The 1245-nt window shown below is 63.5% G+C and carries 2 protein-coding genes; one reads left to right on the top strand and one right to left on the bottom strand.

Annotated features, from left to right (window positions below; genetic code table 11):
* The coding region (locus tag BUA54_RS20465) for a sulfite exporter TauE/SafE family protein (RefSeq protein ID WP_143155575.1) at positions 1-310 on the bottom strand (310 nt) is incomplete at its 3' end.
* Between the two features lie 684 nt (positions 311-994).
* Here BUA54_RS20465 and BUA54_RS20460 point away from each other — a divergent pair.
* Positions 995-1245, top strand: a 251-nt coding sequence (locus BUA54_RS20460) for a DUF3768 domain-containing protein (protein ID WP_143155574.1), incomplete at its 3' end; no start/stop codon positions are given.

Here is a 1245-nt window from a genome sequence, read left to right as displayed (position 1 = left end):
CGAGCGCGCGGAATGCGCTTTCATCGGTGTTGAGCAGCAAGAAACTGCCTGCGATGCCGCCGATGGCCGAGATGATCGAAAACGGTAGAAGACGGTGGAACGCTACTGCGATTTCGCGGCGGTACGCTGTAGTTGATGCGATCTGTCCGGGCAGCACAGACACGGCGCTCGTGGCGTTTGCAGTCACAGCTGGCAGTCCGACCGCGACGAGGGCGGAAAAGGTAAAGATTGTCCCGCCGCCAGCAAGGGCATTGACGGCTCCCGCCACAAGGCCCGAACCAGACAACAGGAAGAAATCAGCGAAATTCATGCCGCCTCCTAATCTAGGTGAACCGCACTTTCCAGATAGCCTGTGTCGTGAGCAAGTCGCACAGTGATTTCGCAGGCTCTTTCTACACTACCTCATTGGGCGCAAATCCAGGGACTTATGGTCTGTGAATAGTGGCCGCGATGCATGGCGTGGCCCCTGGCCTGCCCTTTGGGCGCGTCACCGCGCTTCTCAGGCTCCAGCCGGCAGACCGGCTTGCGCCCGCAACGTCCCGGCCCATCCTCCCTCTCCGCATGGCCCGCGCCCTGTCTCTCCGAGCCAGGTTGCGGGCCTTCGGCCATGGTCGTCCTGGTCCGTGCCGATGCGCCCTTGCGGGTAACGATCGCTGGGGCGCGGCGCGGGGTTCGGACTGCGCCGAACGCCGCTGCGCCGCCAAGAAAAGAAAGATGGGGACCGCCGGTCCCCCACCACAACAGTAAAATACTGCGCGTCCTGCGGGGCCGTGTCCTCGCGCTTTGCGCTGCGGGGCCGTGTCCTCGCGCTTTGCGCTGCGGGCCGCACCACCCCCTTGTCCGCTTGATTTTCCCATTGCGGCGGTTCCCCCCCAGCCCTCGCCGGGAGGCAAGGTTTCAGAAGAGGGGCGCGCTGAAGCGCTTCCTCGTCTGACCCCTCGCCCGAGTTTCGGCACCAGATCGGAAACGCGGCACCACCACAAAGGACAAAACCATGACCGACCAAACCGCCTTGACCGCAGAAGAACAGGCCGAGATTGAGCGCGCCGCCAAGATCGCAGAGCAGAACGACCGTTTTCGCAGGACGTGGGGCGCAGACTTCACCGTTCCCGGCCAGATCGTCGTGACGCGCGGCGTGGCAAGCCTGTCGGCAGGCGCACAGGTGCAGATCATGCGGGCCGTGCAGACGTTCGACACCTTCACCGAGGACAACGACCCATATGGGGATCACACCTTCGGTGCTTT

Source organism: Loktanella atrilutea (genome assembly GCF_900128995.1).
Taxonomy (GTDB): domain Bacteria; phylum Pseudomonadota; class Alphaproteobacteria; order Rhodobacterales; family Rhodobacteraceae; genus Loktanella; species Loktanella atrilutea.
This window is presented reverse-complemented; position numbering and strand designations above follow the sequence as displayed.